The 8,468-nt window shown below is 73.5% G+C and carries 8 protein-coding genes and 1 pseudogene; 7 read left to right on the top strand and 2 right to left on the bottom strand.

Features of this window, described 5'->3' with window-relative positions; translation table 11 throughout:
- Positions 1-74: 74 nt before the first annotated feature.
- The 5 genes from GTY56_RS34875 to GTY56_RS34895 all read left to right on the top strand — a co-directional run bounded on the left by GTY56_RS34875 (position 75) and on the right by GTY56_RS34895 (position 4,879).
- The gene (locus tag GTY56_RS34875) at positions 75-659 is read left to right on the top strand and encodes an Rv1733c family protein (protein WP_161369286.1); all 585 of its coding nucleotides are present in this window, start codon (positions 75-77) and stop codon (positions 657-659) included.
- A gap of 142 nt (positions 660-801) precedes the next feature.
- Positions 802-1,770: an acetylxylan esterase gene (locus tag GTY56_RS34880; protein ID WP_161369287.1), complete on the top strand. Its 969-nt coding sequence runs from the start codon at positions 802-804 to the stop codon at positions 1,768-1,770.
- A gap of 111 nt (positions 1,771-1,881) precedes the next feature.
- Positions 1,882-3,048: a serine hydrolase domain-containing protein gene (locus GTY56_RS34885; protein WP_161369288.1), complete on the top strand. Its 1,167-nt coding sequence runs from the start codon at positions 1,882-1,884 to the stop codon at positions 3,046-3,048.
- Between the two features lie 131 nt (positions 3,049-3,179).
- Positions 3,180-3,989 (top strand): GntR family transcriptional regulator, encoded by an 810-nt coding sequence (locus tag GTY56_RS34890; protein ID WP_237525175.1) that lies wholly within the window; start codon positions 3,180-3,182, stop codon positions 3,987-3,989.
- A 68-nt stretch (positions 3,990-4,057) separates the two neighbouring features.
- Complete coding sequence (locus GTY56_RS34895) at positions 4,058-4,879, top strand: alpha/beta fold hydrolase (protein WP_161369289.1); 822 nt, start codon at positions 4,058-4,060, stop codon at positions 4,877-4,879.
- A gap of 21 nt (positions 4,880-4,900) precedes the next feature.
- Here GTY56_RS34895 and GTY56_RS34900 read toward each other — a convergent pair whose 3' ends face one another.
- Positions 4,901-5,626, bottom strand: a complete 726-nt coding sequence (locus GTY56_RS34900) for a class I SAM-dependent methyltransferase (protein WP_161369290.1) — start codon at positions 5,624-5,626, stop codon at positions 4,901-4,903.
- A 9-nt stretch (positions 5,627-5,635) separates the two neighbouring features.
- A pseudogene (locus GTY56_RS34905) lies at positions 5,636-5,874 on the bottom strand (PadR family transcriptional regulator); the annotation flags it as partial.
- Between the two features lie 140 nt (positions 5,875-6,014).
- Here GTY56_RS34905 and GTY56_RS34910 point away from each other — a divergent pair.
- Together GTY56_RS34910 and rho are read left to right on the top strand one after the other, a co-directional pair.
- Complete coding sequence (locus GTY56_RS34910; protein ID WP_161369291.1) at positions 6,015-6,842, top strand: class I SAM-dependent methyltransferase; 828 nt, start codon at positions 6,015-6,017, stop codon at positions 6,840-6,842.
- A gap of 248 nt (positions 6,843-7,090) precedes the next feature.
- Entirely contained in the window at positions 7,091-8,233 is a 1,143-nt protein-coding gene (rho, locus tag GTY56_RS34915; protein ID WP_161369292.1) for a transcription termination factor Rho, read from the top strand.
- Positions 8,234-8,468: the final 235 nt, after the last annotated feature.

Here is an 8,468-nt window from a genome sequence, read left to right on the forward strand (position 1 = left end):
CGTGATGCGGAGGGAACGGCGGCGCACGGCCGGTCCGGGCCTCCGGGCCGCGGGATGACGGCGAGGAGGTGTGCATGCGAACCCGGGTGCGCGGCTGGCGTTGGCGGAGCAGTCCGCTGCGGCGCCGGTCGGATGTCGTGGAAGCGTGGACGCTCCTGGTGGTCGCCGTCCTCGTCCTCGTGGGCGCGCCGCTGGCCGGCACGGCCGCCGCCCGGTGGGCGCACGGCGAGGCGCGGTCGGTGTCGGCGGAGCAGCAGGCCGAGCGACACCGCGTCCGGGCCGAGGTGATCGACAGGAACGACGACTCGCTGCCCTCGGTGCAGGCGGGCGGGCAGCACGCCTACCGGGCGACGGTGCGCTGGACCGAGCCGGGCGGAGGCACGCGCACCGCTACGGCCCGGGTCCCCGCGGACACCCGGCAGGGCGAGACCGTGGACGTCTGGTTCGACGACCGGGGCCGGAACGTCCTGCCGCCGGTGGACGGCGCGGCGGTCTGGCAGCACACCCTCACCATCGGTACCTGCGCCGCGGGCGGTGCGGTGCTCGTGGTGCTCTTCGGCCATTTCCTCGTGCGCCGGGTGGCGCTGCGCCACCGGCTGGCCGAGTGGGACCGGGCGTGGGCCCGTACGGAACCGCAGTGGACGCACCGCGACGCGTGAGAAGCGACGGCGGACCTCCGCGCCGGTGGCCGATGCCCCGCATTCAGGCCCGGACCCGCACCCTGGTCAGTCCTCCGACCACGCCCGTAGTGTGATCATCCGCACTGCCCTCGTAGCTGCTTCCCATCCAAGGCGGTCTTCCATGGCCCTGTTCGACCTTCCGCTCGACGAACTCCGCGAGTACCGCAGCGCGGCCACCGAACCCGAGGACTTCGACGCGTTCTGGTCCAAGACGCTCCAGGAGGCGCGGGGGCACGATCTGGACGCCCGCTTCGAACCGGTCGACACAGACCTGTCCACCGTGCAGGTGTTCGACGTGACGTTCGCCGGTTTCGGCGGTCATCCGGTCAAGGGCTGGCTGACGCTCCCGGCCGGGGCAGACGGCCCGCTGCCGCTGGTCGTGGAGTTCATCGGCTACGGCGGCGGGCGCGGGCTGCCCCACGAGCATCTGCTGTGGGCGTCCTCGGGCCGGGCGCACTTCGTGATGGACACCCGCGGGCAGGGCAGCGCCTGGGGCGGGGGCGGCGGCACGGCGGACCCGGTGGGCGGTGCTCCCGCCTATCCCGGTTTCATGACGCGCGGCATAGACGCCCCGGAGAACTACTACTACCGCCGGGTCTACACGGACGCAGTGCGTGCCGTGGAAGCGGCCCGCTCGCACCCCCTCACCGACCCGGCGCGCACGGTGGCCGTCGGTACCAGCCAGGGCGGCGGCATCACGATCGCGGTGGGCGGCCTGGTCCCGGACCTGGCGGGCATCGCGCCGGACGTGCCGTTCCTGTGCGACTTCCCGCGCGCGGCGACGATCACGGACCGGCACCCGTACCGGGAGATCGGCCTCTACCTCAAGACGCACCGCGGCCGCACCGAGGACGCCCTGCGCACGATGTCCTACTTCGACGGTGTGCACTTCGCCGCCCGCGGCCGGGCACCGGCGCTCTTCTCGGCCGCCCTGGAGGACCAGACCTGCCCACCCTCGACCGTCTTCGCGGCGTTCAACGCCTGGGGCCACGAGGACAAGGCGATCGAGGTCTACGACTTCAACGACCACGAGGGCGGCGGCCCGTTCCAGCAGGCGCTCAAGCTGCGCTGGATGCGCTCGTACATCTGATCCGGCCGTTCACCCCCGACGGGCTTCCATCCCGGTCCGACCAGTCGGTACGTTCATCGCGCCGGGCCGCGACGCGGCGGCCGGGCCGGCAGCGGTCGGCGGAGGGGGCTCATGTCCGGGTACGGAATGCGGGTGCACGGTCACTGCGACGCGCGGTTCACGGCGGTACGCACGGCGTTCGAGGAGAACTTCCGGGACCGGGACGAACTCGGCGCCGCGGTGGCCGTCACCGTCGGCGGCGAGACCGTGGTCGACCTGTGGGGCGGCTGGGCGGACACGGCCCGCTCCCGCCCCTGGGAACGGGACACCCTGGTCAACGTGTGGTCCACGACCAAGGGGCCGGTGGCGCTGTGCGCGCACATCCTCGCCGACCGGGGCCTGCTGGACCTGGACGCGCCGGTGGCCCTGTACTGGCCCGAGTTCGCCGCGGCGGGCAAGGAGAAGGTCCTCGTCCGGCACCTGCTGTCCCACCGGGCAGGCCTCGCCGGACTGCGCCGGCCGCACGCGCTGGAGCAGCTCTACGACTGGGAGCTGACCACGCAGCGACTCGCGGCGACCGAGCCCTGGTGGGAACCGGGCACCCGCTCCGGCTATCACGTGCTGACCTACGGCCACCTGGTCGGCGAGGTCGTGCGGCGGGTGTCGGGGCTGCGTCCGGGGGCGTTCCTGGCGCGGGAGGTGACGGAGCCGCTCGGCATCGACTTCCGCATCGGACTGCCGCAGCGGGAGGCCGGCCGGGCGGCCGAACCGGTCCAGCCGGCGGTCGCGGCGAGCAGTGAACAGGCAGCCGTGTTCGCGCAGTTGGCGCCCGCAGCCGTCGCGGCGCTGACCAACCCTGCGGTGTCCGCCGCCGCGGCCGGTACCCCCGGCTGGCGGGCCGCGGAGATACCCGCGGCGAACGGGCACGGCACCGCGCGTGCCGTCGCCGGGCTGTACGGCGTCTTCGCGGGGCGCGGCTCGTACGGGGGCCGTCGCATCCTGTCGCCGGAGGCGGCGGAGCGGGTGCGCGAGGGGCAGGGCAGCTGCCGGGACCTGGTGCTCGGCGCCGGCTTCGAGCACGAGACGGAGGCCGGTCTCGGGCTCTGGCTCAGCGGCCCCGACGGCTCGTACGGGCCCAACCCGCGCGCTTTCGGACACGACGGCTTCGGCGGCTCCTGCGGACTCGCCGATCCGGAGGCGGGAGTGTCCCTGGGCTATGTGATGAACCGGATGGGGTCCCGGATCGCCAACGACCCGCGGAAGACGGCGTTGGTCCGCGCCTTGTACAGCGCGCTGTGAGTGCGGGTGCGGGCGGGCCGGTTTCGGCCGAACCGCCCGCCCACCCTTCCCAACTGGTTTAGACCAATGCTAGATGTGGTGGCGCACCGAGCCCGAACGGCTACCGAACGTCACCCACAGGAGGGGGCGGCATGGCCCGCACCACCCCGCACGACCCCCCGTCGGCCGAGGCAGAGCCCTTGTACAGCCGGATCGCGACGGCGTTGCTCGGCGAACTGCGCGACGGCATCGTCCCGCCCGGTGAACGACTGCCCGGGGAGAGACGGTTGGCCGGTCACTTCGGGGTCAGCCGGGAGACCGTACGGCAGGCGCTGGAGCTGCTGCGCCGCGACGGCCTCGTCGCCACCGACCGGCGCGGCAGTCACGCCACCCTGCCCGGCCTGCCGGTCGAGACCCCGGCGTCGCTCACCTTCCCGGTCGGAGCCAGGACAGCGGCCCGGGGCGGTGTCGCGCGCGCCACGGTCACCTGGGAGCCACCCTCGGCGGACCACGCCGAAGCCCTGGAGCTGGCCCCCGGCCGCCCGACCCTGGTCCACCGCTACCGGTACGCGACCGCCGACGGGCAGGGACTGCGGACCGCCGTGACCTCGTTCTCCGCCGTCGCGCTCGCGGAGGTGGAGGAACTGGCGCGCTACCGCGACCGCGCCGACGGCACCGCCGCCGCGCAGCTGCGGCGGGCCTACGACTGGATGCGCCGGGCCGGTCTGACCCTGCACCACCGCGATGCCATCACGCCCCTCGCGAGCACCCCGTCGGTACGGGTCACGCGACGGGTGCACGACCAGTACGCGCGCCCGCTGGAGATCACAGATCTCGTGGTGGACGCCCAACGGGACGCACTGGTCTACGAGTTCACGCTGCCGGGCCGAGCGGCACCGGCCCCGACGGACCAGCATCGGTCACCCGTTCGGCGGGCCGCCGGCGCCGGTTCCCGGAGATGACGGAGATCATCGGACCACGGCACCGCTTCCCCGCACGGCTCGCCCGGGCGACTTTCGAGAGGATCCCCATGGCCACCTTCACGACCTCCGACGGAACCGAGCTCTACTACAAGGACTGGGGCGAGGGGCAGCCGGTGGTGTTCAGTCACGGCTGGCCCCTCAACGCGGACGCCTGGGACGGCCAGGCCCGGCTGGTCGCCGAGCACGGCTTCCGGGCGATCGCACACGACCGCCGCGGGCACGGCCGCTCCGGACAGCCCTGGCAGGGCAACCACATGGACCGGTACGCCGACGACCTGGCCGAGCTGATCGAGGCGCTGGACCTCCGCGAGGCGGTCCTGGTGGGGCATTCGACCGGCGGCGGGGAGGTGGCCCGATACATCGGACGGCACGGGACCGCACGGGTCGCCAAGGTGGTGCTGCTGGGCGCGGTGCCGCCGCTGATGCTGCGGACGGAGGCCCATCCGGAGGGCACGCCGAGGGACGTCTTCGACGGGATCCGGGCCGGCGTCGCGGCGGACCGCTCGCGGTTCTACTGGGAGCTGAGCGAGACCTTCTACGGCTTCGACCGGCCCGGCGCCGAGGTGTCGGAGGGCGTGCGGCGGGCGTTCTGGATGTGGAGCATGCAGGCCGGGCTGAAGGGCGCCTACGACTGCGTCGCGCAGTTCTCGGAGACCGACTTCACCGAGGACCTCGCGCGCATCGACGTGCCGACGCTCGTCGCGCACGGGGACGACGACCAGATCGTGCCGATCGCCGCATCGGCCCACCGGACCTCCCAGCTCGTCAAGGACGCGACACTGAAGGTGTACCCGGGTGCGCCGCACGGCCTGGTCGGCGACTTCGAGAAGGCGTTCAACGACGATCTGCTGAGTTTCCTGCGCGGCTGACCTGCACTCCGGTACCAGGGTCTAGCCGGGCAGCCGGGCCATGACGAGCCGTACCCGGGGGCTGCCGTCCGGTCGCCGCCCGAACTCGGGCAGCGCGTGCAGCTCCACCCGGAAGCCGGCCTCCGTCAGTCCGCGCCGCACGTCTCCCAGGCGGAACGCGCGGTAGTACATGACGAACGGGGGCCGCCAGAGGGCGTTGCGCACCCGCATCACGGTGTCGAAGCCGAGCAGCGTCCAGTAGCCGGGCGAGCCCGGGCGGGGCGGGGCGACCAGCGGGAACGCGAAGCGGCCACCCGGCCGCAGGACGGACCGGACCTGCGCGAACAGCCCGGGCAGTTCGCGGGGCAGGAAGTGCCCGAAGGCCCCGAAGCTCACCACCAGGTCGAACGCCGGCGCGAAGGGCAGGGCACGGGCGTCGGCCCGGACCCAGGAGACCGGCGGTCCCGCCCGCCCGGCCTGCCGCCGTGCGACGTCCAGCATGCCCGCACTGAAGTCGACGCCGGTGACCCGCTCGCGGCACACCTGTGCCAGGACCCCGACGCCCGCTCCGGTGCCGCAGCACAGGTCGAGTCCGGCGTCGTAGGGCCCGGTCCGCCGCAGCAGCGAGCCGACGGCGTCGAGGACCGCGTCGGGTGTCCGGAACGGCGTGTGGTCGAACTTCGGCGCGAGGAGGTCGTAGCCGCGCTCGACGGACGACAGCGCCTGGACGGCGAGCTCGCGCAGACTGGGGCCTTCGGGGCTGAACATCCGCTCAGCCTAGGGCGCGGCGCCGAGGTGATGTGTCAGGAGGCCCTTCCGGGGGGGCCGCTGCTTCAGGACGGTGAGCACGCGCTCGCACCGGCGGAGGTTCTCCTCCTCGAAGCCGATGCCGCCCACCAGGGTGAGGTACGGACCGACGCGGTGGCCTCCCTGAGGCACTCCTCCTCGCTGCGGCCGGCCAGGAGACGCTCGCGCACCCGCCGGTACCGGGCGAGCTTGCCGCGCGCCCACGCCCGATCCGCGCTCGCGCGGGCCCTGCCCCCGGCGCCCCGGTGCTCGTCCTCGACGAGGCCACCAGCTGGGTCCGGGACACGTCCACCGATCCGCTTCCCGCGTTCTCCCGGCGCCCGCGGCCGGTTCACGGTTGGATGTCCCCATGACGTCCGCCGAGCACGACCGGCTGATGCGGGCCAACCAGGCGAACTGGGACGCCCGCACGCCCGTCCATCTCGCCAGCCGGTTCTACGGTCTCGCAGAGGACCTCGCCCCCGAGCGCTGGTTCGCCCCGTTCGAGTGGGAGGACCTCGGCGAGCTGGCCGGGCGTGACGTGCTGCATCTCCAGTGCCATCTCGGCACGGAGACGATCGCCTTCGCGCGGCGCGGCGCCCGGGCCGTCGGCCTCGACTTCTCCGCGGCGTCCGTGGCGGCCGCCCAGGACATCGCGGCGAACGCCGGCGCCGACGTGAGGTACGTCCGGGCGAACGTGTACGACGCCGTCGAGGCCCTGGACGGGCGGCGGTTCGACGTCGTGTACACCGGCAAGGGTGCCCTGTGCTACCTCCCCGACCTGGATCGGTGGGCGGAGACCGTTCACCGACTCCTGCGGCCCGGGGGCCGGTTGTACGTCGTCGAGTTCCACCCCCTGCTCAACTCGCTCGGGCCGAAACCCGCTCCGGGCGAGGGACCCGAGCTGCTCCTGCGCCATGACTACCTCGGCGGCGCCGGACCGGTGCACCGCGACGGGACGCACACCTACACGGACGGACCGGCCGTCGAGGGCGCCACGGACAGCTACGAGTGGATGCACGGAATGGGCGAGGTCCTCACCGCGTTGACGGGGGCGGGGCTCGCCGTGCGGCGGCTGCGGGAGGGTGACGAACTCCCCTGGCCGCGCTGGCCGCAGATGGTCCGCACCGACTCCGGCTGGTGGCGCCTGCCCGAGCCGCGGATCCCGTTGCTGTACGGGCTGCTGGCCATGCGCTGAGACAATTCCGCCCCGTCCACCTCTCCCGGTGGTACAGTGCGAAGAGCACTCGTGCACGCCCCTCTTTGCGGGCGCCGGTGCCAGTTCTTCTCCTCTCTTCATCCCTTCCGGCACCACGACACCTTCCGTCGTGTCCGAGGTGCTGTTTCCCCGCCGCCCTGAAGCGTGCCCCAGGCCCTCCCCTCGCGGCCCTCTCCCCCTCCCCCCGCATGTCTCTGCCTGCCGTCCGTGAAAGGACACACACCACCATGGCCACCACACTCGAGAACCCAGCCGTACAGCAGCACTCCCCGGACCGGATCGTCTCCGGTGTCCTCGACGTCGACGCGAGCGGGAAGGGGCACCTGCGCGCTGAGAACTGCCTGCCCACGCCCGCCGACGCGGCCGTCTCCCCCGCGCTGATCCGCCGGTACGGCCTGCGCAAGGGCGACCTCGTCGAGGGCGAACTCGGCGACCGGCGCGGCCTCACCGGCCTCGTACGGGTCGGGGGCCGTGCGGCCGACGGCCTGCGCGACCGGCGCGATTTCCGGGACCTGACACCGCTGCATCCGCACGAACGGCTGCGGCTGGAGCACCCGGCCGCCGGGCTGGCCGGGCGCGTCGTCGACCTGATCGCGCCGGTGGGCAAGGGCCAGCGCGGGCTCATCGTGGCGCCGCCCAAGACCGGCAAGACCGTCCTCCTCCAGCAGCTCGCGGCAGCCGTCACCGGCAACCATCCCGAGTGCCGGCTGATGATGCTGCTGCTCGACGAGCGCCCCGAGGAGGTCACCGACATGCGGCGCTGCGTGCGGGGCGAGGTGTACGCCTCGACGTTCGACCGCAGCGCCAAGCAGCACATCGCGCTCGCCGACCTCGTGATCGAGCGCGCCAAGCGGCTCGTCGAGGCCGGCGAGGACGTCGTCATCCTCCTCGACTCGCTGACCCGGCTGTGCCGGGCGCACAACAACGCGGCCGCCGCCGGCGGCCGCATCCTCACCGGGGGCGTCGACGCCTCCGCGCTGAGCGGCCCCAAGCGGTTCTTCGGCGCCGCCCGGGCGGCCGAGGAGGGCGGTTCCCTCACGATCCTGGCGACCGCCCTGGTGGAGACCGGCTCCCGGGCCGACGACTTCTACTTCGAGGAGCTGAAGAGCACCGGCAACATGGAACTCCGCCTGAGCCGGGACCCGGCGTCCCGCCGGGTGTTCCCGGCCGTCGACATCATCCCCTCGGGCACCCGCCGTGAGGAACTGCTCCTGCCGCCCGCCGAATCGGCGGCCGTCCACGGTCTGCGGCGCGTACTGCAGGGGCGGGACGGGCAGGGCGCTCTGGAGACGCTTCTGGAGCGGATGCGTGAGACACCGGACAACGCGACGTTCCTGCGGCGCATCCAGCCGACCCTGCCCTCGGGCTGACGCGCAGAACTCAGCCGTTCGGGTGCCGGCGCGCGGTGTGCGGCCCCGTCGTCGCCGTGCGGAGCAGGTCCGTTTCTACGTTGATCATATGATCATCGGATTCTCTTCCCGGGTGACCGTGTCGGCGGGTGTGCTCTGCCTCGCTGGGCTCATGGCGCTGACGCCCGCCGCGGCGGCCCGCCCCAGCGGCGCGGAGCCCACCCCGCCGGGCGGGCCGAGGGCCGCGGCGCCGCAC

This window comes from Streptomyces sp. SID5643, assembly GCF_009872555.1.
Taxonomy (GTDB): Bacteria; Actinomycetota; Actinomycetes; order Streptomycetales; family Streptomycetaceae; genus Streptomyces; species Streptomyces iakyrus.

What these genes read in the sequence shown, in the direction of transcription:
- GTY56_RS34875 (WP_161369286.1), top strand. Translation starts at nt 75, where the DNA reads ATGCGAACCCGGGTGCGCGGCTGGCGTTGGCGGAGCAGTCCGCTGCGG.
- GTY56_RS34880 (WP_161369287.1), top strand. Translation starts at nt 802, where the DNA reads ATGGCCCTGTTCGACCTTCCGCTCGACGAACTCCGCGAGTACCGCAGC.
- GTY56_RS34885 (WP_161369288.1), top strand. Translation starts at nt 1,882, where the DNA reads ATGTCCGGGTACGGAATGCGGGTGCACGGTCACTGCGACGCGCGGTTC.
- GTY56_RS34890 (WP_237525175.1), top strand. Translation starts at nt 3,180, where the DNA reads ATGGCCCGCACCACCCCGCACGACCCCCCGTCGGCCGAGGCAGAGCCC.
- GTY56_RS34895 (WP_161369289.1), top strand. Translation starts at nt 4,058, where the DNA reads ATGGCCACCTTCACGACCTCCGACGGAACCGAGCTCTACTACAAGGAC.
- GTY56_RS34900 (WP_161369290.1), bottom strand. Translation starts at nt 5,626, where the DNA reads ATGTTCAGCCCCGAAGGCCCCAGTCTGCGCGAGCTCGCCGTCCAGGCG.
- GTY56_RS34910 (WP_161369291.1), top strand. Translation starts at nt 6,015, where the DNA reads ATGACGTCCGCCGAGCACGACCGGCTGATGCGGGCCAACCAGGCGAAC.
- rho (WP_161369292.1), top strand. Translation starts at nt 7,091, where the DNA reads ATGGCCACCACACTCGAGAACCCAGCCGTACAGCAGCACTCCCCGGAC.